20 protein-coding genes and 1 tRNA gene are annotated in these 21251 nt (G+C 68.9%); 8 read left to right on the top strand and 13 right to left on the bottom strand.

Going from position 1 to position 21251, the window contains the following annotated elements:
- Window position 1: 1 nt before the first annotated feature.
- Together AC6CH0_RS04980 and AC6CH0_RS04985 are read left to right on the top strand one after the other, a co-directional pair.
- Window positions 2–160, top strand: coding sequence for a hypothetical protein (locus AC6CH0_RS04980; RefSeq protein WP_498098659.1), 159 nt, complete (start codon window positions 2–4; stop codon window positions 158–160).
- The gene (locus tag AC6CH0_RS04985) at window positions 157–813 is read left to right on the top strand and encodes an anthranilate synthase component II (RefSeq protein WP_498098660.1); all 657 of its coding nucleotides are present in this window, start codon (window positions 157–159) and stop codon (window positions 811–813) included. The genes AC6CH0_RS04980 and AC6CH0_RS04985 overlap by 4 nt, the downstream gene beginning before the upstream one ends.
- Window positions 814–877: 64 nt before the next feature.
- On the opposite strand, the gene pknB is transcribed toward AC6CH0_RS04985, so the two are convergent.
- The 9 genes from pknB to AC6CH0_RS05030 form a co-directional block, all read right to left on the bottom strand.
- Window positions 878–2572 (bottom strand): Stk1 family PASTA domain-containing Ser/Thr kinase, encoded by a 1695-nt coding sequence (gene pknB, locus AC6CH0_RS04990; RefSeq protein WP_498098661.1) that lies wholly within the window; start codon window positions 2570–2572, stop codon window positions 878–880.
- Window positions 2573–2610: 38 nt separating this feature from the next.
- Window positions 2611–4299: a protein kinase domain-containing protein gene (locus AC6CH0_RS04995; protein WP_498098662.1), complete on the bottom strand. Its 1689-nt coding sequence runs from the start codon at window positions 4297–4299 to the stop codon at window positions 2611–2613.
- Window positions 4296–5750, bottom strand: a complete 1455-nt coding sequence (locus AC6CH0_RS05000) for a peptidoglycan D,D-transpeptidase FtsI family protein (RefSeq protein ID WP_498098663.1) — start codon at window positions 5748–5750, stop codon at window positions 4296–4298. Before AC6CH0_RS05000 ends, AC6CH0_RS04995 begins: the two co-directional genes overlap by 4 nt.
- Window positions 5747–7081, bottom strand: a complete 1335-nt coding sequence (locus AC6CH0_RS05005) for an FtsW/RodA/SpoVE family cell cycle protein (RefSeq protein WP_498101034.1) — start codon at window positions 7079–7081, stop codon at window positions 5747–5749. The genes AC6CH0_RS05000 and AC6CH0_RS05005 overlap by 4 nt, the downstream gene beginning before the upstream one ends.
- Window positions 7082–7166: 85 nt before the next feature.
- Window positions 7167–8396 (bottom strand): PP2C family protein-serine/threonine phosphatase, encoded by a 1230-nt coding sequence (locus tag AC6CH0_RS05010; RefSeq protein WP_498098664.1) that lies wholly within the window; start codon window positions 8394–8396, stop codon window positions 7167–7169.
- A gap of 3 nt (window positions 8397–8399) precedes the next feature.
- Window positions 8400–8960, bottom strand: a complete 561-nt coding sequence (locus AC6CH0_RS05015) for an FHA domain-containing protein FhaB/FipA (RefSeq protein WP_498098665.1) — start codon at window positions 8958–8960, stop codon at window positions 8400–8402.
- Complete coding sequence (locus tag AC6CH0_RS05020) at window positions 8957–9709, bottom strand: FHA domain-containing protein (protein WP_498098666.1); 753 nt, start codon at window positions 9707–9709, stop codon at window positions 8957–8959. The genes AC6CH0_RS05015 and AC6CH0_RS05020 overlap by 4 nt, the downstream gene beginning before the upstream one ends.
- Window positions 9710–9787: 78 nt before the next feature.
- The gene (locus AC6CH0_RS05025; protein WP_498098668.1) at window positions 9788–12301 is read right to left on the bottom strand and encodes a glycoside hydrolase family 65 protein; all 2514 of its coding nucleotides are present in this window, start codon (window positions 12299–12301) and stop codon (window positions 9788–9790) included.
- On the bottom strand, window positions 12298–13083 hold the full coding sequence (locus tag AC6CH0_RS05030) for an HAD family hydrolase (protein WP_498098669.1): 786 nt from the start codon (window positions 13081–13083) through the stop codon (window positions 12298–12300). Before AC6CH0_RS05030 ends, AC6CH0_RS05025 begins: the two co-directional genes overlap by 4 nt.
- A gap of 239 nt (window positions 13084–13322) precedes the next feature.
- On the opposite strand from AC6CH0_RS05030, the gene AC6CH0_RS05035 reads away from it, so the two are divergent.
- Window positions 13323–13409: transfer RNA gene (locus AC6CH0_RS05035), tRNA-Leu, on the top strand.
- Window positions 13410–13502: 93 nt separating this feature from the next.
- Here the strand turns inward: AC6CH0_RS05035 and AC6CH0_RS05040 are convergent.
- Together AC6CH0_RS05040 and AC6CH0_RS05045 are read right to left on the bottom strand one after the other, a co-directional pair.
- Window positions 13503–14051: a YbaK/EbsC family protein gene (locus tag AC6CH0_RS05040; protein WP_498098670.1), complete on the bottom strand. Its 549-nt coding sequence runs from the start codon at window positions 14049–14051 to the stop codon at window positions 13503–13505.
- 74 nt (window positions 14052–14125) lie between these two features.
- Entirely contained in the window at window positions 14126–15217 is a 1092-nt protein-coding gene (locus AC6CH0_RS05045; protein ID WP_498098672.1) for an SDR family NAD(P)-dependent oxidoreductase, read from the bottom strand.
- 83 nt (window positions 15218–15300) lie between these two features.
- On the opposite strand from AC6CH0_RS05045, the gene AC6CH0_RS05050 reads away from it, so the two are divergent.
- A complete protein-coding gene (locus tag AC6CH0_RS05050) occupies window positions 15301–15879 on the top strand; it encodes a TetR/AcrR family transcriptional regulator (RefSeq protein WP_498098674.1) in 579 nt (192 codons plus the stop codon).
- A gap of 21 nt (window positions 15880–15900) precedes the next feature.
- Here the strand turns inward: AC6CH0_RS05050 and AC6CH0_RS05055 are convergent, their stop codons facing one another.
- Window positions 15901–16581, bottom strand: coding sequence for a GNAT family N-acetyltransferase (locus tag AC6CH0_RS05055; protein WP_498098675.1), 681 nt, complete (start codon window positions 16579–16581; stop codon window positions 15901–15903).
- A 162-nt stretch (window positions 16582–16743) separates the two neighbouring features.
- Here AC6CH0_RS05055 and AC6CH0_RS05060 point away from each other — a divergent pair, with 162 nt between their 5' ends.
- The 4 genes from AC6CH0_RS05060 to AC6CH0_RS05075 all read left to right on the top strand — a co-directional run bounded on the left by AC6CH0_RS05060 (window position 16744) and on the right by AC6CH0_RS05075 (window position 20687).
- On the top strand, window positions 16744–17466 hold the full coding sequence (locus tag AC6CH0_RS05060) for a response regulator transcription factor (protein ID WP_498101036.1): 723 nt from the start codon (window positions 16744–16746) through the stop codon (window positions 17464–17466).
- A 29-nt stretch (window positions 17467–17495) separates the two neighbouring features.
- Entirely contained in the window at window positions 17496–19133 is a 1638-nt protein-coding gene (locus AC6CH0_RS05065; RefSeq protein WP_498098677.1) for a sensor histidine kinase, read from the top strand.
- Window positions 19134–19169: 36 nt separating this feature from the next.
- Window positions 19170–20087 carry a DNA-3-methyladenine glycosylase family protein gene (locus AC6CH0_RS05070; RefSeq protein WP_498098678.1) on the top strand — a complete coding sequence of 306 codons (918 nt, stop codon included), beginning with the start codon at window positions 19170–19172 and terminating at the stop codon, window positions 20085–20087.
- A 105-nt stretch (window positions 20088–20192) separates the two neighbouring features.
- Window positions 20193–20687, top strand: a complete 495-nt coding sequence (locus AC6CH0_RS05075; RefSeq protein ID WP_498098679.1) for a hypothetical protein — start codon at window positions 20193–20195, stop codon at window positions 20685–20687.
- A gap of 39 nt (window positions 20688–20726) precedes the next feature.
- Here AC6CH0_RS05075 and AC6CH0_RS05080 read toward each other — a convergent pair whose 3' ends face one another.
- Window positions 20727–21197: a winged helix-turn-helix transcriptional regulator gene (locus tag AC6CH0_RS05080; RefSeq protein ID WP_498098680.1), complete on the bottom strand. Its 471-nt coding sequence runs from the start codon at window positions 21195–21197 to the stop codon at window positions 20727–20729.
- Window positions 21198–21251: the final 54 nt, after the last annotated feature.

Raw genomic sequence — 21251 nt, forward strand, 5'->3', positions numbered from 1 at the left:
CATGTACGGTGCCCTCTGGCGCATTCTGCCCGGACCGGTCTGGCTGCGCATCATCCTCGTGCTGCTGCTGATCGCCGCAGCGGTGTTCGCCCTCTTTACCTGGGTGTTCCCCTGGGTCGACGGCATACTGAATCCGATCAACGTCACGGTGGAGCAATGACCCGCATCCTCGTCATCGACAACTACGACAGCTTCGTCTACACCCTCAACGGCTACCTGCAGGAGCTCGGAGCGGAGACCGAGGTCGTGCGCAATGACGCGTTCGACGTCGCCGAAGTATCGGCGCGGATCGCCGCGTACGACGCGGTGCTGATTTCTCCCGGACCGGGCAAGCCGTCGGACGCAGGCGTGTCGATCGCGATCGTCGAGGCCGCACTGGCCACGGGCCAACCGATTCTCGGCGTCTGCCTCGGCCATCAGGCGATCGCCGAGGCGTTCGGCGCCGTCGTCACCAACGCCGAAGAGCTCATGCACGGCAAGACGTCTCGCATCACTCACGACGCAAGTGCCTTCTACGAAGGTGTACCGCAACCGTTCACCGCGACGAGGTACCACTCGCTCGCGGTCGTCGACGACACGGTGCCCGCCTCGCTCGTGGTCACGAGCCGCACGCAGGGCGGCGTGATCATGGGACTTCGGCACGTGACGGCACCGATCTACGGCGTGCAGTTCCATCCCGAGTCGGTGCTGACCGAGGGCGGCTACCGCATGCTCGGCAACTGGCTCGCCGTTGCGGGGCTGCCCGAAGCACGCGAGCGTGCAGTTGGACTCAGCCCGCTGGTACGGGCCAACGCCACGAGTTCAGCGGTCTGATCGGCCCGGTTTCGGCGAGCTCGACGCGTGACTGGGTTTCGGTGAGCTCGCCCGTCGAGGAGTGTCAACCAGCGCAGTAGGTGAGTTCGACCGAGGAATGCTGCGGCACGTCGCCGGGCGGGATCGACTGCTGAGTGACCGGGGAGCCCGGTTGCGACTTGCACCCGGGATCGGGCTTCGGCACGGCGGTGAGCTGCAGGTTCTCTGCGGCGAGATACGAGGAGGCCGCCGCGAGCGTCTGCCCGGTGAGGTCAGTGAGCGTCACCATTCCGCTCGAGATGCGGAAGTCGACCGTCGATCCGGCCTCGACTGATGCACCGGCCTCAGGGGTCGTGCCGAGCACGGTATCGCCCGGCACCGTCGGAGACGGTTCTCTCGTCTCGGTGCCCGCCACGAGCCCGGCGGCAGCGAGGTCGGCCTTCGCCTGTTCGAGCGTCTTGTTCTGCAGATTGGGGATGGTGACCGCCTGCCGGCCCGTCGAGACGTACACGGTGACGGCGGTGCCCGCATCGACGGTCTCACCCGCGGGCGGGTCGCTTCGGATGACCTGGTCGGCGGGAACCGTTTCGCTGGTCTCGTCGATGCGGGTCGCAGGAAGGCCGAGTTCTTGCAGCGTTGCGACGGCCTCTTCGTAGGTCGCGCCGGTGAGCACCGGGATCTCTTTGACATTGGACGGCAGCTCGTCGGTCGGCTGCAGGTTGAACGCCCAGTACATGACGGCGATCACGATGACGATGACGCCGATGATGCCCGACCAGATCCAGATCGCCGGAGGGCGGCGCTGGGTGCGGGTCATCGTCTCGTCTTCGGCGAGTTGGCGCAGGGCGAGTTCGGAACTCGACAACGAGGACGTCGGGGCTCCGAAGAGCATCGTCGCCTGGTCGGGCTCTCGGTGCACGGGCACACGACCGGATGCAGCCGTGTCGACGTCGGCGCGGAACTCTGCAGCCGTCTGGTACCGCTGGTCGCGGTGCTTCGCGAGTGCGTGCAACACGACCGCATCGAGTGCGGGAGAGACCTTGGGGTTGATGACGCTCGGCTTGACCGGACGCTCGCTCACGTGCTGGTACGCCACCGCGACCGGGGTGTCGCCGCGGAACGGCGGCCGACCGGTCAGCATCTCGAAGAGCACCACGCCCGTGGAGTACAGGTCGGTGCGAGCGTCGACGGTCTCGCCTTTCGCCTGCTCGGGTGAGAAGTACGAGGCGGTCCCGAGGATCGCCGTGGTCTGGGCCACCGTCGTCGACGAGTCGGAGACGGCACGTGCGATGCCGAAGTCCATGACCTTCACCTGGCCGGTGGTGGTGATCATGATGTTGCCCGGCTTGATGTCGCGGTGCACGACTCCGGCGCGGTGCGAGTACTCGAGAGCGGTCAGCACGCCGTCGATGACCCGCACGGCCGCGGCGGCTTCGAGCGGCCCGTCGTGGATGATGTCCTTCAGGAGCCGTCCTTCGACGAACTCCATCACGATGAACGGCAGCTGCACCTCTTGGCCGGAGGCATCGACGACCGTCTCTTCACCCGCGTCGAAGACGCGAACGATCGTCGGATGCGCCATGCGAGCCGCCGACTGCGCCTCTTGACGGAAGCGCATGCGGAACGCCGGGTCGGTCGCGAGCTGCGGCTTCAGCAGCTTGATCGCGACCTGGCGCCCGAGCCGGGTGTCGGAGCCCACGTGCACGTCGGACATGCCGCCGCGTCCGATGAGGGCGCCGACGCGGTACCGACCCGCGAGCACTCGTCCTTCATCGTTCACCGTGGTTCCATCCCTCTCGTCGTCGTTGCTGCCGGCCGTCAGTTGTCCGTGTCGACGGTGACGGTCAGCGCCGGTGACGACGGTGAATTGACCTGGCCGCAGAAGTACTGGAACGTAACCTGGAACTCCTGCTGGCCGGCCATGACCTGCGCGCTGAGCGTCCCCGGGCCGACCGGTGCCGGTGCAGTTGCATCACCGGTCGTCTGAACCGCGTAGCCGGTGAGCTCTTGGCCTGCGGGGCACTGCTGAGCCGGCCACGAGATCGTGACGGGAACCTTGTTCGCCGGATTGTCATCGGGCGTGAACGGGTTCGGATTCGCGGTGGGCGCTGCAGACGGAGCGCTCGGCGCTTCGGGGTCGACGAAGTACGTGATCGTGACCTCGGAGCCGATCTTCATGTTGCCGGTCGGGTTCACGTCGTAGACGCGGCCGGCCTCGTCGGCTGTCGCCGCGGGGTTGCCCTCGACGGCGTTGACGATCATGCCGAGCCCCTCGAGCTTCGCGCGCGCCTCGTCGACCGTGAGGCCGAGGTAGTCCTCGCGATTGACCTGGGCGTTCGTGGGCGCCTCGGACGTCGGCGGCGGGGTGCTCGCCGGTGTCGACGGGCTCGACGCAGGCGTGCTCGGCGGGGTGCTCGGAGCATCCTTCGCGCCGCCGTTCATCGCGAACGCGATGATCGTGCCGATGAGCACGATCGCCAGCAGTGCGATGAGCACGATGAGCGGCCACGTCCAGGGGCTGCGCTTCTTCTTCTCTTCGACCGGCTCGTCGACGTCGGTCACGACACCGGCTGCCGACGGGAGCACCGTCGTCGCGGCGGTGGCACCGGCCTGCGGCATGAGCATGGTCGCGGCGGTCGCGCCTGCGGCACCGAGCACGGCGGGCACGGCGGCAGCCGCGGCCTGCACGTCGCCACGGCGCAGGGCCGTCGCGGCACGTGCGAGATGCGCGGCCGACTGGGGCCGATCGGCCGGGTTCTTGGCGATGCATCCGTAGACGAGGTTGCGCACCGGCTCGGAGACCGTCACCGGGAGGTCTGGCGGAGTCTCGTTGATCTGCGCCATCGCGATGGCGACTTGCGACTCGCCCGTGAATGGACGACGGCCGGCGAGCGCCTCATAGGCGACGATGCCGAGTGAGTAGATGTCGGTGGTCGGCGAAGCCGGGTGACCCGACGCCTGCTCGGGCGAGAGGTACTGCACGGTGCCCATGACCTGGCCGGTGGCGGTCAGCGGCACCTGGTCGGCGATGCGGGCGATGCCGAAGTCGGTGATCTTCACCCGACCGTCGGGCGTGATGAGCAGGTTGCCCGGCTTGATGTCGCGGTGCACGAGACCGGCGGCGTGCGCGGCCTGCAGGGCGGCCGCGGTCTGCGCGACGATGTCGAGGACCTTGTCGGTGGAGAGCACGTGCTCGCGCTCGAGAATGGTGGAGAGTGCCTCTCCGGGCACGAGTTCCATGACGAGGTACGCGCTGCCGTCTTCTTCGCCGTAGTCGAAGACGTTGGCGATGCCCTCATGGTTGACGAGTGCGGCGTGACGGGCTTCGGCGCGGAAGCGCTCGAGGAAGCCGGGGTCGCCGAGATACTCGTCTTTGAGGATCTTGATCGCCACCTGGCGACCGATCACGAGGTCGGTGGCCTGCCACACTTCGCCCATGCCGCCGATCGCGATGCGCGATTGCAGCTCGTAGCGCCCTCCGAAGGTGAGCCCTGCGCTCGGTCTCATTTGTTCAGCACCGCCTCTAGTACCTGCTTTGCGATGGGTGCGGCAACGAGATTGCCGTACCCCTCCTGGCCAAGTCCCCCGCCATCCTCAACGAGCACTGTGATCGCATACTGAGGATTGTCGGCGGGGGCAAAACCGGTGAACCAGAGAGTGTAGGGGTCACTCTCGCCGTTCTCCGCTGTACCTGTCTTACCGGCCACGCTGACGCCGTCTATTCTTGCATTACTCGCGGCCCCGTTCTCGACGCCGTTGATCATCATCGATACCATCGTGTTCGCCGTCTCCTCGCTGATCGCACGGCCGAACTCACGGCCCTCGAACTCCTGCAACGGAGTGAAGTCGGGTGCGGTGATCTGGTCGACGAGGTTCGGGTTCATCACGATGCCGTCGTTGGCGATCGCAGCCGAGACCATCGCCATCTGCATGGGCGTTGCGCGCACCTCGTACTGGCCGAACGCCGAGAGCGCCGTCTGGGCGTCGTCGAGTGCTCGGGGAAAGACGCTGGGCTCGGTCGCGGTGGGGATCTCGAACTCCGAGTTGAAGCCGAACTTCTCGGCCTGCTCGCGGATCGCGGCGTCGCCGAGTTCGATGCCGAGTTCGGCGAACGGGATGTTGCACGAGAGGCGCAGCGCCGTCGCGAGGCTCACGGTCGCACCGCCGCCGCAGTTGCCACCCTCGGTGTTGCGCACCACGGAGTCGGTGCCGGGCAGCGTGAAGGTGCCCGGGTTCGGCAGTTGGCTCTCGGGGGTGTACTTGCCCGACTCGAGGGCGGCCGCGACGACCACGAGCTTGAAGACCGAACCGGGCGGGTTCATGTCGCCGCCGGTCGCCCGGTTGAAGAGCGGGTCGCCCGGGTCGGCCAGCAGGCCCTCGTAGGTCGCGGTGACCTGGTCGTCGTCGTGCACGGCCATCGTGTTCGGGTCGTACGTCGGCTTCGAGACCATCGCGAGGATGCGGCCCGTGGATGGCTCGGTGACGATGACTGCGCCCGACTGTTCGCCGAGCGCATCCCAGGCGGCCTGCTGCGCCACGGGGTCGATCGCGACCTCGACGGATGCCCCCATCGGGTCCTGCCCGGAGATCAAGCGGTTGAGCGAGTCGAAGAACTGGCTCGACGACTGCCCGCTGAGGTAATCGTTGAGCGACCGCTCCAGCCCGGTGGCCTCGCCGTTCACCGGGATGAAGCCCGTGATCGGCGCGTACAACGGCCCGTTCGCGTAGACGCGCTGGAACTTGTAGTTGTCGTCGGAGGGCTGCGACGAGGCGATCGGCACGCCGTCGACGAGGATCGGGCCGCGCTCGATCGAGTAGCTCTCGTAGAGGGTTCGCGCGTTGCGGGAGTCGGCCTCGAGGGCCTCCGCCTGCACGTACTGGATGATCGTCGACGAGACGAGCAGCGTGAGGAACATCAGCAGCGCCACGATCGAGACGCGCTTGAGCTCGCGGTTCATCCGTCGATCACCAGCCTCGGATGGTTGCGGACCGTGTCGGACAGACGAAGCAGCAACGCCACGATGATCCAGTTCGCCACGAGCGACGAACCACCGGCGGCGAGGAACGGCGTGGTGAGACCGGTCAGCGGGATGACGCGGGTGACACCGCCGACGACGATGAAGACCTGCAGGGCCACGACGAACGCGAGCCCGACGCCGAGCAGCTTTCCGAAGTCGTCCTGGCCGGCGAAGCCGATGCGGAAACCGCGGGCGACGAAGAGCAGGTACAGCGCGAGGATCGCGAAGACGCCCGCCAGCCCGAGTTCCTCACCGAGACTCGCGATGATGTAGTCGCTCTGCGGCACCGGCGTGAGATCAGGTCGACCCTCGCCCCATCCCGTGCCGATCAGGCCGCCGTTCGCGAGTCCGAAGAGCCCCTGCACGAGCTGGTAGCTGCCGCCGGGGTCCGCGTTGAATCGTTCGTCGCTGAACGGGTCGAGCCAGTTCGCGAAACGGTTGCCGACGTAGTCGAGGGTCTGGCTGGCGATGATGGCGCCACCGATGAAGAGGCTCAGCCCGAGCACCACCCACGACAGCCGGCTCGTGGCCACGTAGAGCATGACGAGGAAGAGGCCGAAATACAGAAGCGCTGTTCCGAGGTCGCGTTGGAACACGATGACCGCCATCGACAACGCCCACACGATGAGCAACGGTCCGAGGTCGCGAGCGCGGGGGAACTGCATGCCGAGGAACTTGGTGCCCACCATCGACAGCGAGTCGCGGTTGCGCACGAGGTAGCCGGCGAAGAAGACGGCGAGGGCGATCTTCGCGATCTCACCGGGTTGGAACGTGGCGATGTCGCCGAAGCCGATCCACACGCGGGCCCCGTACACCTCGCGCCCGAGCCCGGGCACGAGCGGGAGCAGCAGCAGGACGATCGCGACGAGTCCGGCGAGGTAGGTGTACCGGAACAGCACGCGGTGGTTGCGGATCACGAAGATCGTGGCGATCGCGCAGATGATCGCGATCGCACTCCACGCGATCTGCCGCACCGCGGCCGAGTCCCAGCCGGCGTCGCCCTCGGCGATGTCGATGCGATAGATCATCGCGATGCCGAGGCCGTTCAGCACGGTCGCGACCGGCAGGAGGAACGGGTCGGCGTCGCGCGCCACGAAACGCATCGCGATGTGCAGGCCGAATACGAGGAGCGAGAGGCCGGCACCGAGCAGCACGAGTTGCGTGTCGACTCGGCCGAGTGCGCCGAACTGCACGAGCACGATAGCTGCGGCATTGATGAAACAGGCCACGAGGAGCAGCCAGAACTCGAGGTTCCGCAGCTTCTGCGGCATCCGGATGCGTCGGATGCCGTCTGGGGGAGTCGGGGGTCTCGATTCGCGGCCGACGTCGCCGGCGGTTCCGCGGCCGGCCTGCAGGTCACTCAACGGAATCCTCCAGCCGCTGGACGATGCGATACGCCTCGGAGAAGGAGCCCGCGCTGATGGTCTGCTCGACCCGCTGCTGATCGTAGGTGCGGAGCTCTGCGACGTCGAGCGCGGTTTCGGTGTGCAGTTCGTGCAACGAGATCGGCCCGAGGTCTTGCTGGATGCCCTGGAAGATCGCCACCCGCCCGTTCGATTCGCCCACGTAGTACCGGGTCTGCGTCCACTGGTAGCCGAGCACGAACGTCATCAGGATCGCGCCGATGAGCAGCACGATCCAGAAGCTCCAGACCCATCGGCGGCGGCGACGACGACGGGCATCCTCTTCGATGATCTCGTCGAAGTAGTCGGCCGAGTCGGGCTCGAAGTGCGTCTCCTGCACCGGGTGCGGCCGGAATGGAGTGAGACGGATACCGCGCGCACGCACCGGCTCGGGCTGGCCGAACGCGAGGGGGGCGGCCGCCGAGCCGACGATGAGCGGCGGGGTCGCCGGTGCCGGGGGCTCGCCGATGTCGAGGACCACGACCGTGACGTTGTCGGGAGCGCCGCCGTCGAGCGAGGCCTTCACGAGCCGGTCGGCGATCTGCTTGGCGCCGGCTTCGGCCGACATGAACTCGTGGATGTCATCGAAGGAGACGACACCCGACAGCCCGTCTGAGCAGAGCATCCAGCGATCGCCGGCACGAGCGTCGAGCACCATCGCGTCGATCTCAGGCGAGGCCTCGACGTCGCCGAGCACGCGCATCAGCACCGAGCGTCTCGGGTGCACCATCGCCTCTTCGGCGGTGATGCGGCCGGCGTCGACGAGTCGCTGCACGAAGGTGTGGTCTGTCGAGATCTGGCTGAGCTCGCCCGATCGCAGCAGGTAGATGCGTGAATCGCCGATGTGCGAGATGACGACACGGTCGCCGACGAGCAGCACCGCGCTGACGGTCGTTCCCATGCCGGTGAGTTCGGAGTGGTCGGCGACGGTCGCGGCGAGCTGCCGGTTGGCGGCGATCAGGGCACCCTCGAGGGCCGCGGCGGCTTCGGTCGTGCTGTCGTAGTCGACGTCGGCGTCGGCGATGCGGCGCGTCGCGATCGCGCTCGCGACGTCACCGCCGGCGTGTCCGCCCATGCCGTCGGCCACGACGAACAGCCGGCGCCCCGCGTAGCCGGAATCCTGGTTGTTCGAGCGGATGCGCCCCACATGCGAGACCGCTGCGCTCGCCTTCACCGTCGCCATGGGCTACCGCCGCAGCTCGAACGTCGTCGCTCCCACCTTGACGGTGGCTCCGAGCGGGATCGGGGTCGGCACGGTCACTCGGGAGCCGTTGAGGAAGGTGCCGTTGGTCGAATCGAGGTCTTGGATCATCCAGCGGCCGTTCCACTGCATGAGGCGGGCGTGATGGGTGGAGGTGTAGTCGTCGCGGATGATGATCGCCGAATCGCTCGACCGGCCGATCGTGATCTCGTCGTGGCCGAGCGGGAATTCGGCGCCGCTCTTCGTGCCGCTCGTGATCACGAGGCGGGCGGCGTTCTCGCTCGAGGCGAGTTCTCCATTGCCGCCGGCGGATGCCGCGGGCGCCTGGGCGACCGCCGCGGTGGGCGCTGCAGCGGACGCAGAGACCGGGGAGCTCGGGAACGCGGACGCGGCCGCCGGTGCGGCAACGGCTGCCGAATCGGGCTGCAGCTTTCGCACGCGCTGGCCGAACAGGTCGCTGCGCAGTGCGTAGACGATCGCGAAGATGAACACCCAGAGCAGCAGCAGGAAGCCGAGCTGGAGGACGAGGAGGGTCAGTTCGCTCATTCGCCGGGCCCCCAGAACCCGCCCATGTCGTGTCGTTCGGTGGCAGGGTCCGCGCGTCGGCGCGCGTCGCTGCCGCCGCCCCCCGACGCCTGCGCGAGCACCCGGAAGACGATGCGGGAGCGACCGATGGTGATCACCGAATCGGGTTCGAGGATCGCCTCTTTCACGGGCGAACCGTTGAGCTGGCTGCCGTTCGTCGAGCCGAGGTCGCGCACGCGCGCACGGCTGCCGTCCCACTGCACCTCGGCGTGCCGGCGCGAGGCGCCGGAGTCGTCGAGCGTGATGTCGGCCTCACTGCCACGGCCGATGACCGTGCGGCCCTTGAGGATGGGGTAGCGCTTGCCGTTCACCTCGAGCACCGGGGTCCAGGCGACCTGGCCCTTCACGTTCTGCGAATCGACCTGAACCATGCCGACGGCGAGGCCGTCGTCGGGTTCGAGCGCGATGGTGATGCCGCCGGCGAACTGGAAACGCTGGCTCGCTGCGTGCTTCTGCACGAGGTCGATGAGCTCGTCGGTGAGTGCCGGACCGAGGCTCGCCATGCGAACGTGGTCGTCGCGCGACATGCGCACGACGAAGCTGTTGGGCACGAGCACGCGGTCGCGTGAGACGACCGCAGCCTTCGTGTCGATCTCCCGCTTGAGGGCGGAGGTGATCTCGACGGGTTGCAGCCCCGAGCGGAAGGTCTTCGCGAACGCGCCGTTGACGGCTCGCTCGAGACCCTTCTCGAAGTTGTCCAGTAGGCCCACAGGTCTCCCGTTCCAGTTGCGCTCCGGCTCAGCCGTGACTGTGACATGGTAGCCCGAAGGGCTGTGAAGACTCGCGAATCAGTCGATCTGGATCGTCGAATCCGCCTCGTCGACGTCGAGCGAGAGCGTCGGGATCGACGCGGTCAGCAGGGTTCCGTCGGAACGACGCGAGCCGGCGACGTCGCGCATCGTGGGTGCTCCGTAGAGCCGCGGACCCTGGCCTTCAAGCGGAATGGAGACATCCGTGCCGCTCGTCACGGTCACGTCGACCCCGCGTACCCGAACCCGCGCCTCGGCCCCGTCTTCGACCGCGAACGTGATCGTCTCGGGTTCGAGGGTCACGCGCAGCCGCGTGCCGCGCAGTGTCACGCGGAACGTCAGCTTCGGCCAACCGTCGGGCAACCGCGGGTCGAAGGTGAAGGCGCCCTTGTGGTCGCGGAACCCGCCGAAGCCCGAGACGAGCGCGCTCCAGACACCGCCCGTCGATGCGACGTGCACGCCGTCGGCCGCGTTGTGATGCAGGTCGGCGAGGTCGACGAACAGCGCCGAGCGGAAGTAGCGCAGCGCGAGCTCGTGATAGCCGACCTCGGACGCGATGATCGACTGCACGACCGCCGAGAGCGTGGAGTCGCCGGTGGTCAGCGGGTCGTAGTACTCGAAGTTGGCACGTTTCGCCTCGGTCGAGAATCGATCGCCCTGCAGGTAGAGGGCGAGCACGACGTCCGCCTGCTTCAGCACCTGGAAGCGGTAGATGACGAGCGGGTGGTAGTGCAGCAGCAGCGGTCGGCGGTCTTCGGGGGTGTTCTCGAGGTCCCACAGCTCCTTCTGCAGGAACTGCGAATCCTGCGGGTGGATGCCGAGCTGCTCGTCGAACGGGATGTGCATGTGCGCCGCCGCCCGCCGCCAGCCCGCGACCTCGGCGGGCGTCACCTCGAGCCGCTCGACGAGGCGGTGGTAGGCGATGGGGTCGAGCACCTGCAGGTTGTCGACGGCGGATGCCGCGGCGGCGAGGTTCGCCCGCGCCATCACGTTCGTGTAGAGGTTGTCGTTGACGACCGTGGTGTACTCGTCGGGGCCGGTGACGCCGTGGATGTGGAAGATGTCATCGGTGTTGTTCGACCGCCAGAAGCCGAGGTCCTCCCACATGCGGGCCGTCTCGACGAGGATGTCGATCGCGCCGCGACCCAAGAAGTCTTGATCGCCCGTCGCGGCGACGTACTGGCACAGCGCGTAGGAGATGTCGGCATCGATGTGGTACTGCGCGGTGCCGGCGGCGTAGTACGCGCTCGACTCCTGCCCGTTGATCGTGCGCCACGGGAACAGGGCCCCGAGCTGGTTCAGCTCCTGCGCGCGGGCGCGGGCGGCAGGAAGCATCCGTTGCCGGAATCGCAGCACGTTGCGCGCGACGATCGGGGCCGTGTAGCTGAGGAACGGGAGGACGTAGACCTCGCTGTCCCAGAAGTAGTGGCCGCCGTACCCGGAACCGCTCACGCCCTTGGCGGCGACACCGTCGCCGTCGGTGCGCGCGGTGGCCTGCGCGAGCTGGAACAGGTTCCAGCGGGCCGCCTGCTGCAGGGACGCCTGGCCCTCGATCTCGACGTCGGCACGCGCCCAGAAATCGTCGAGCCAGGTGCGCTGCTGCGAGAACAGCGCCGCCACGCCCTGCTCGACCCCGCGGTCGAGGGTGCGATCGCACCGGTCGACGAGCTCTCGCGTCGGCACCGTGCGGGCCGTGTGATAGCTGATCGTCTTCGTCACGCGGATCGGGTGACCCTGCCTGGCCTGCACCCGGTAGGTGTGCTTGGCCAGGTCGTCGCCGATCGAGCTCGACTCGCTGTACTCGTTCTCGGTCGCGATCTGGTGCTCGGCGCCGACGGCGATCGTCATGCCCGAGTTCGTGGTCTGGTACCCGAGCACGTAGCGGCCGTTCTCGGCGCGCTTCACCCGCGGTTGCAGCACGCGCTCGTTGAACATCTCGGCCTTGCGGGGGTCGAAGGTGCCGACCGCCTCTGGCACGCCCGAGCGGTACTCGTCGCGACCGTCTTGACGGTTCAGGATCTGGCTCGAGATGGTGACCGCTGCGTCGGCGTCGAGCATCTCGACCTCGTAGTCGATCAGCGCGAGGTGCCGGTCGGTGAAGCTCACCATGCGCCGGCTCGTGATGAGCACGCGCTTGCCCGACGGGGTGCGCCACACGATCGAACGGCTCAGTGCGCCCAGGCGGAAGTCGAGTCGGCGCTCGTAGGAGAGGATCTCGGCGACCGTGAGCACGAGCGGCTCATCGTCGACGTAGAGACGGATGACCTTCGCGTCGGGCGCGTTCACGATCGTCTGCCCGACCCGTGCGAAGCCGAACGCCTCTTCAGCGTGCCTGATGGGCCAGGTCTCGTGGAACCCGTTCACGAAGGTGCCGTGCACGTGGCCGTCACGGCCCTCTTCGACGTTGCCGCGGAGGCCGAGGTAGCCGTTGCCGACGGCGAAGAGCGTCTCGGTGCGGCCCATGTCGGCCTCGCCGAACTCGGTCTCGACGAGCGCCCACTCGTCGATGGGGAACCGGGTGCGGTTCAGCGGGTCGTGGTCGGCGAACCTCATTCGCGTTCCTCTCGGGGGGTGGTGTTCGCGGGGGAGTCGTTCTTCGGAAGCTGGGGGATCAGCTCGTCGAGTTCGTCGACCACGATGTCGGCGCCGAGGGTGACGAGCACGTCGCGGCCGACGCCGCGATCGACCCCGATGACCACGCCGAAGTCGCCTGCCGCGCCGGCCTTCACGCCGGACTCGGCGTCTTCGACGACCGCGCACGCCGTGGTCGGCAGGCTGAGCAGCTCGGCGGCGCGCTCGAAGGTGTCGGGGGCCGGCTTGCCGGGGATGCCGTCGCGTGCCGCGACCGCCCCGTCGACGACGACCTCGAAGCGATCGGCGAGCCCTGCCGCGGCCAGCACCGACGGGGCGTTCTTCGAACTCGAGACGACGGCCACGAGGCATCCGCCGGCCTGCACTGCGTCGAGGAAGGCGACGCTCGCCGGGTAGGCGGCGACGCCCTCTTCTGCGAGGGTCTCGTTGAAGGCCTCGTTCTTGCGGTTGCCGAGGCCGTGCACGGTGTCTTCGGTGGGAGCGTCGGTCACGTCACCTTCGGGCACCTGGATGCCACGGCTCTCGAGCAGGCTGCGCACCCCGTCGTACCGGGGCTTGCCGTCGATGTACGAGAAGTAGTCGGACTCTTCGTACGGCGCGGCGCCATGCTGCTCGAGGTACGGCGTGAAGAGGCGCGCCCAGGCGTGCATGTGCACCGTCGCGGTCGGCGTGAGCACGCCGTCGAGGTCGAAGAGGTAACCGCGGATGTCGCGGAGAAGGGAGGCGTTGGAGGAATCGTTCATGGGGGAGTCGCGCGAGGTCACGGGCGGTCCTTTCGTCGCGTCGGTCGGGGGGCACCGAAACCCGCTGCTCGATGCTATTCCCGCGCGGCAGGCCAGCGCGACGTGGGAACCAGACTCGGAGGAATCACCAAGGGTCGGGAACGGACCGTCGCCGCGAGGCATCCGCCGGCCTCGAATGGCATTGCCGACGGTGAGATGTTAGTCTCGCTTGGTTGGAAGCACCTCGGTGCTCCACACGTGCGCGAGTGGCGGAATTGGCAGACGCGCTGGCTTCAGGTGCCAGTACTCGCAAGGGTGTGGGGGTTCAAGTCCCCCCTCGCGCACCACCTGACAACGGCCCCGACCTGGATGAGATCTCCAGGCGAGGGCCGTTCTCCATTGGCGCCGGGTTCCGGTACCGGCCGGTCGCCGCGAGCGGCTCAGGCGGTTTGCGCGATCGGCAGGACCTGGGCGGCGGGCAGCGACGCGAGGAACGCGCCGGTCACGAGCAGCTTCGAGCCGCGGATGCCGCTGCCGACGATCAGCCGGTCGTGCTCCGCGACCGAGGGGTCGATGAGAATCGGCCAGTCGGCGGGCAGGCCCGCGGGGGTGATGCCGCCGTATTCCATGCCGCTCAGCTCGACGGCCGCGTCCATGGGGGCGAAGGAGAGCTTGCGTGCGTCGAGGTGGCGGCGCACGGCGCCATTGACGTCGAGCCGGTCGGAGCCGCGCACGAGGCACGCCGCGTACCAGGTGCGTTCCCCGCGGCGGGCCTGCACGATCACGCAGTTCGCGCCGTCGGCCATGGAGATCTCGTAGTGCTCGCAGAAGGCGGCAGTGTCGGCGAGTGACGGGTCGATCGCGGCGACGAGCGCGCCCGGGGCATCCGTCGCCGACCCGCCGAGGCCGGCGAGTGCCGTTGCGGTCGGCGCGGCGAGCAGCGCGGGGGAGTCGAGTGCGGGCGTGAAGTCGAGGGTTCCGAAGCGCATGGTCCTCTCAGGCTACGACGGATGCTGCGAGTGGCGGACGGGCCGGTCGGGCGTCTTCGGCCGGCCCGTCTCGATCAGGCCGCCGACCAGCCGCCGTCGCTTGCGAGCACGATGCCGTTGACGTTCACGCCATCGTCGCTGAGCAAGAAGGTGAGAGATGCCGCGAGGGCCTCGGCCTCTGCGGCATCCGGCAGGAGCGTCATCGCCAGCTGCACGCGCTCGGCGCCGAGCGGGGACGCGAACTTCGCCTCGATGTTCGTGATGGTCGGGCCCGGTGCGACCGCGTTGACGCGCAGCCCGCTCGGGCCGTACATGAAGGCCGTCGACTTCGTGAGGCCGACGACCGCGTGCTTCGACGCCGTGTACGCGACGCCCGCGGCCGATCCACGCAGGGCCGCCTCCGAGGCGGTGTTCACGATCGATCCCGTGCCGCGGGCGACCATCACGGGCACCACGGCGCGCATGAGCTTCATGGTGCCGTCGACGTTGACCGAGAAGACGCGCTTCCATACTGCGTCGGTGAGCTCGCCGATGGGCGTCATGTCGTCCATGATGCCGGCGATGTTCGCGAGCCCGTCGATGCGGTCTCCAGCGGCGGCGACGATCTCGGCGACCTTGGCGTCGTCGGTGATGTCGGCGACGAGGGTCGTGATCTGCGCGCCGGCGTGCTCGGCGGCGAACTCGTCGAGGCGCTCCTGGGAGACGTCGACGGCGATGACCCGGCCACCCTCGCGGGCGATTCGCGACGCCGTGGCTCGACCGATGCCCGATCCGGCTCCCGTGACGATGATCGTCTTGCCCGTGAAGCGTCCCCGGTCGAGGCGCTCGACCCACTCGGGCGCCGCCATGGCGGGAGTGGCGGGAGCGGCCGGGGTGGCGTCGGATGCTGCGGCGTCGGTGGTGCCCGCGGCATCCGTCATCGCCGAAGCCCCGGCCGGCACGTCACCGGCGGCCGCGCGCGCGACGAGCTGGTCGACCGTCTCCTGGCTGAACTGGCCCTTGCTGAGTTTGATGAGGCGCTTGATGGCGAGGCGCTGCACAGGCCGCATCACATCGGCGTCCTGGCCGGCCTGCGCGAGCAGGTCGCGGAGGATCGGGCCGCCGACCGGGTGCTCGAGCCAGGTCTTGATGGAGTCGTCACCCGTGAGGGGCTTCGTGGTGCTCATGTCGGGATTCCTGCTCTTTCTGCTGCTGCGATGCTGCGCTCACCTACTACCGGACACGATTGTCCGGTAGTAAGGTAGCACTCGTGCCTGAACGTGGGGAGGGAACTTCCGAGGCCCGCAAGGCCAATCGCGGCCCGAGTGCCGGCCCCGAGAATCGGCGCGCGATCATCGATGCTGCACGGCGGGTGTTCGCCGTCGACGGACTGCAGGCGCCGTTCAACGCGATCGCGAAGAAGGCCGGGGTCGGGCAGGGCAGCCTCTACCGTCACTTCCCCGATCGGCTCGCCCTCGGCGTGGCCGTGTTCGACGAGAACATCGACGAGCTCGAGTCATCGGTGGCGCGCGAAGGGGCGACCCTCGACGACCTGCTCGACGCGATCATCGAGCAAGCCATGGTCTCGACGGCGCTGATCGACTTGATCTGGCGCCACCGCCACGACGACCGAGTCACCCACCTGCAGGACCGGATCGCCCGCATCGCCGAGACGATGCTCGCCCGTGAACGCGCCGCCGGTCGACTCGGCGACCACGTCGAGGTCGCCGACGTGCTGCTCGCGATCACCATGCTCTCCGACGTGCTCTCGCGTACGGACGAGGCCGATCGGCAGCCGGTCGCCCGGCGGGCGTGGGCGCTCTTCCACGCGGCGTTCGCCCCGCGCTGACGCGGCACTCGCCTCGAGCCGTCAGTTCCCCGCGCGGCGGAACCGCTCCGCGCCGAGTCGCAGCACCCGATCGGAACCGTCGTCGCCCACCGGCAGGAAACCGAGCCGCTCCGCGAGGGCGATCGATCGAGCATTGCCGGCGTCGACCACCGCGGTCACCCATTTCGCGCCGAGTCGCCCGAACGCGAGGTCGAGCATCGCAGTCGACGCCTCCGTCGCATAGCCGTGCCCCTCCCAGGCAGGCGCGAGGATCCAGCCGATCTCCGCCGAGCGCTCCCCGGCACCGACATCGCGCAGGTGCAGCGAGACGTCGCCGATGAGGATGCCGTCGCGCTCGACGCCGAGGGCGAGGAAGTCGTCCCGCTGCAGCAGCCGGGTATGCCGGGTGCGATGCGCGAGGTGCCGCGCGGACTGACGGCGACTGCGCTCGGGCCAGGGCAGGAACTCGAGCACCGTCGGCTCGCATTGGAGGGCGTACCACGCCGCGGCATCCGTCATGCGATGCGGGCGGAGCAGCAGCCGGTCGGTCTGCAGTGTCGGCGCGACGACCGGAGTGTCGAGGCGCGGACCTCGCAGCCAACGGGGTCGGCGCGGCGCGGCGAGTCGCAGCCGGCCGAGAGCTCGGGTCAGGGCGTGCAGTGCCCGGTCGCCGGAACGGCGGGTCGAACTGCCGACGAGGGCGGGAGCGAGAGCGCGCGTCATATGGCCCGACGTTAGAGAGCCGAGAATTGACCGCGGCATGCGATCATGTGAGCTCGCTATGAACTGGTGCGATTCCGACGGCATCGTGCAGTGTCGAGTCGATAATTGAGCGTGATCTCGCCTTCCCAGCTGCCCGTCGACGGCTCGCCTCGCCGTCGTGCGATGCTCGCGCAGTTGCCGCGGATCACCCGGCCCGACGGTGCACCGATCCGCGTGCTGTTCGTCGACGACGAGGTCACGCTCACCCGGCTCGTGAGTCTCGCACTCGCCTACGAGGGGTGGATCGTCGATGTCGCGCACACCGGCCACGACGCCCTCGAACTCGTCAGTGCCGCGCGACCCGACGTCGTCGTGCTCGACATCATGCTGCCCGACATCGACGGCATCACGGTGCTCCGACGCCTGCGTGAGTCGGGCTCAGCGGCGCCGACCCTCTTCCTCACCGCCCGCGACTCGGTCGACGACCGCATCATCGGCCTCACCGCGGGCGGCGACGACTACATGACGAAGCCGTTCAGCCTCGAGGAGCTCGTCGCCCGGTTGCGCGGGCTGCTCCGCCGCATCGTGCACGCACCGACCGAGGGCCTGCGGCTGCAGGTCGGCGACCTCGTGCTCGACGAGCGCAGCTACGAGACCTCTCGCGGCGATGAGCCGATCGCCCTGACCACGACGGAGTTCGAACTGCTGCGCTACCTCATGCGAAACCCGAACCACGTGCTGAGCCGGGCGCAGATCCTCGAGAACGTGTGGCACTACGACTTCGCCGGCAAGGCGAGCATCGTCGACCTCTACATCTCCTACCTGCGACGCAAGATCGATCGAGATCGCACCCCGCTCATCCACACCGTGCGCGGGGTCGGGTACATGCTCAGGTCGCCGGCATGAGCGCGCTCGGCGACCGGATGCGCAGGCCGATGACGTTGCGCACGAAGATCGTGGCCGGGGTCGCCGCACTCCTGGCCGCGATCCTCCTCACCGTCAGCATCTTCAGCGACATCGCGTTGCGCGCCACCGTGGACTCGATGGTCGACGGGCAGGTCGCGGCGTCGATGTCGGGATTCGAATACTCCGTGCACAAGAGCCGCAACAACGCGGACCGATCGGGAGATGCCGAGTCGCCGAAGGGATTCGGCAAGGAGCTCGTCGACTTCGTCGGGCACGCACCGGGCACCATCATCGCGATGACCATCGACGGCGAGATCGCGGATGCCGCGAGGTTCACCGATGCCGGAGGCGTACCGCTCGACGCGGCGACAGTCGACGAGATCGAGTCGGCGGCTGCTCGACTGTCTGCCGGCTTGAACCCCGACGCTCCGACGACCGACGGACTGGAACCCGTCGGCCTGCATCTCACCGAGTTCGGCGCCTACCGTGCGACGGTCGCCACCGATCGCGACGATTCACTGCTGTTCGTCGCCGTGAGCGCCGCGGCGGCGGAGCAGACCGTCGTCGCGCACACGATCGTCAACCTGGCCCTTGCGATGCTCGCGATCCTCACCGCGGTCGTGGGCGTCGCCCTGCTGGTTCGGGCGGCGTTGCGGCCGCTCTCCCGAGTGGCGGCCGCGGCATCCGCCGTCACCGACGTCTCCCTCGATTCGGGCGAGGTCTCGGTGCCCATCCGGCTCGACGCGCGTGACGTCGACGGGCGCACCGAGGTCGGCCGGGTCGGTCACGCGCTCGAGTTGCTGCTGCGTCACGTCGACGACGCCCTGCGGGTGCGGTCGGCCACCGACCGGCGGATGCGGCGGTTCATCACCGACGCGAGCCACGAGCTGCGAACACCGCTCGCGGCGATTCGCGGCTACGCCGAACTGACCCGGCAAGACAGCGCGCAATTGCCCGAGACGACAGAGTTCGCGCTCTCCCGCATCGAGTCCGAGGCGAACCGCATGAGCTCGCTCGTCTCCGAGCTGCTGCTGCTCGCGCGACTCGACGAAGGCCAGGACATGCAGCACGACGAGATCGACCTGGCCGACCTCGTCACCGCGGCGGTGAGCGACGCACAGGCGGCGTACCGCGACCACGAGTGGATCGCGCTCGTGCCAGATGCTGCGGTGACGATCAACGGCGATCCCGAGCGCCTGCACCAGATGATGAGCAACCTGCTCGGCAACGCCGGTGTGCACACGCCCGAGGGCACGACCATCACCGTGACCGTGGGTCTTCCGACGATGCACGGCGCCGCAGGCACCTCGGCCGGAGCGGTGCAGGTGCGGGTCGCCGATACCGGGCCCGGCATCGACGCCGATCTCGTCCCGATCCTGTTCGAGCGCTTCGTGCGCGGCGACCCGTCTCGCGGGCGCGGCAACGGCGGCACCGGGCTCGGCCTGGCGATCGTGCGCTCGATCGTCGAAGCGCACGACGGCACCGTGGCCGTGCACTCGAGCGATGCGGGTACGACCTTCCTCGTCGAGCTGCCGGCTGCACGTCGGTCGGCGCCGGCCGGTGGGGATGTCGATGCTGAGCCGACCGGCCGGACGAGCGCTGCGCCGAGCGTTTCGCCGCCGGTCATCGACCGGCCGGCAGCGGAGCACGAGGCATCCGTCGGCTGAGGCCCGGTTGTCAGGAGCGTCGTGCACACTGGAGCGATGATCGCCGATCACGCCCTCGACTGGCGGCCGCGGCATCCGACCGATCTGCGGCAGACGCTCGGCTCGCTCCGTCGTGGTGGTGGCGACCCGTCATTCCGCGCCGACTCCGCAGGGGCGATCTGGCGGGCGACGCGCACGGTCGAGGGTGATGCGACCCTGCGGTTGACCCAGCTCTCGGCGGAGCAGCTGCGCTGCGAGGCCTGGGGCCCCGGTGCCGGCGCTGCGGTCGCGCAAGCGCCCGAGCTGCTCGGCGAGGGCGACGACCCGGCCGGGTTCGACCCGCTCCTGCCCGTGCTCGACGACGCCCACCGCCGGAACCCGGGCCTCCGCATTCCGCGCACGGCGCAGGTCTTCGAAGCGCTCGCCGCGACGATTCTCGAGCAGAAGGTCATCACGCTGCAGGCGCACGACTCGTGGCGGCGCCTGCTGACCCGCTTCGGCACCGTGGCGCCGGGGCCGACGCCGCGGCCGATGCGGGTGGTGCCCTCGCCCGAGACCTGGCGCTCGATCCCCAGCTGGGAGTGGCATCGCGCGGGTGTCGACCCCAAGCGAGCTCGTGCACTGCAGAACGCCGCGGGGTACGCGGCCAAGCTCGAGGCCGTCGTCACGATGACCCCCGCGGACGCCGCGGCTCGCCTCACCCTGATGCCCGGCATCGGCCCCTGGAGCGTGGCCGAGGTCGCCCAGCGCGCCCTCGGCGATGCCGACGCCCTCTCGGTCGGCGACTACCACCTGTCGAACTACGTCGGCCACGCGCTGGCCGGGCGCGACATGACCGACGACGAGATGCTCGCAACGCTCGAGCCGTGGCGCGGCCACAGGTACCGGGTGGTTCGCCTGCTCGGCGCGGCCGGGGTGCGCGGGCGTCCGCGACGCGGACCACGCATGGAGTTCGTCGACCACCGTGCCATCTGAGGCCGCCTCGGAGGCGATGCCACCCGCGCTCATAGGACACGCATAGGCTCGCCTCGTAGCGTGCCCAGAGGTCGAAACCGGCCGATCCCGAATACGAAGGACGTCATGACCGTGAACACATCCGCCAGCTCCAAGGTCAACGTGCCGCTGATCCTGCTCTGGGTCGCGGCAGTGGCCCTGATCGGCGGGGGCTACTGGCTCCTGGCCTCCTCGACCGCCAAGCAGATCGAGCTCTACACTGCTGGCTCGCAAGACGTCGAGGGCCTGCTCACCGCGCAGTCGTCGACGACGATCGCCGGCCTGTTGCTCGCCGCCGGCGCACTCGCCGTGGTCATCGCGCTCGCCGTGCACGCGCTCGCCGTCGTGGCGGCCCGTGCGAAGGCGGCGGATGTCGCGGCGCCCGTCGACTTCGATGACGCGGCATTCGACGAGGGCGACGACCTCGACGATGCGCCCGTCGTGACGGCGGATCGCCCGGTCGTCACCGAGGCGTCAGCGCCGGTCGTCGCAGCTCCCTCCGCGGACGACACCGCTGCTGCGCCCGAGTCGACTCACGCAGCTGCCGACGACGAGGCGCCCGCCGCCTCCGAGTCCAAGTAGCTCCCAGCGCAGCGCCCACCGGCGCCACACACGATCGCGTCACCCCGAAGCCGACCCGCGGAGTTCTCCGCCCCGGTCGCCGCGGGGTGACGCGTTCGTGCGTTGCCCCTCACCGTGCGTGTGGCCCCACTCGACGAGCGGCTGCAACAGCTCGATCAACTGCAGGCCGGCCGCGCTCGGGTTGTAGGTGATCGTCACGGGAGTGGTCGCGCGCACGTGACGCTCGAGCACGCCTTCGTCTTCGAGTTCTTTGAGCCGCGCGGCGAGGAGCCGGTCGGAGATGCCCGTGACGGCGCCCCGATACTCGGAGAATCGACGGGCTCCGCGCACCCCGGCCAGCAGGATGGCGGCGTTCCACTTGCGGCCCGCGAACTCGACGGTGCCCTGGAAGCGCCGGCACGCGGCCTCGTCGATGTGCCCGAGTTCGTGCAGGCGTGCGCGGCGCTCATCGAGGTCGGTGACGGCGGCATCTGTCGTGTCGCGATGGGATTCCGGTTTGCGGCTTACCATAAGTAAGTAGCTTACCCCTCTTATGCGGATGCGGCATCCGTACAGCACGATGGA

It is taken from the genome of Agromyces sp. GQ35, assembly GCF_059758475.1.